Source organism: Pseudomonas sp. SIMBA_067 (genome assembly GCF_046534675.1).
Taxonomy (GTDB): Bacteria; Pseudomonadota; Gammaproteobacteria; order Pseudomonadales; family Pseudomonadaceae; genus Aquipseudomonas; species Aquipseudomonas putida.
The window spans coordinates 1-425 of record NZ_JAWRYH010000068.1; the positions used below are offsets into that span (position 1 = coordinate 1).

General features: G+C 48.9%; 1 protein-coding gene. It reads left to right on the forward strand.

Annotated elements, in window-relative coordinates:
• On the forward strand, positions 1-375 hold a 375-nt coding region (locus tag SB765_RS28120), incomplete at its 5' end, for an HNH endonuclease (RefSeq protein ID WP_410932286.1).
• Positions 376-425 lie beyond the last annotated feature (50 nt).

Genomic DNA, 425 nt, shown 5'->3' on the forward strand with positions numbered 1-425 from the left:
CTATTGATTGATCACCCTCTTGGAGCGATTGGCCAGTACATAGCAGTATGGGATTCAGAGGTCCATACCGCATTGAAAGATAGTTCTGCAGCGCGGCTTGCTAGGCTAGCAAAAAAAAGCGGTGAACGACCTGTAAAGTTCATGACTACCTTAACATACTTCCTAAGAGATCCCGATGTGGTAGCTGAGGCTCTCCATAGGGCGGGAGGTGTATGCGAGGTTTGTAACAGACCCGCTCCGTTCAAGCGGAAATCAGATGGAACACCTTACCTAGAAGTACATCACATTGTTCGCTTAGCAGATGGTGGCATGGATACCTTAGACAATGTCTGCGTTGTTTGTCCGAACTGCCATCGCCAGGCACATTTTGGATGAGTAGCCTTTTCGAGGTAGAGCGTTCGGGTTTTGACTTGCGTCACAGCACG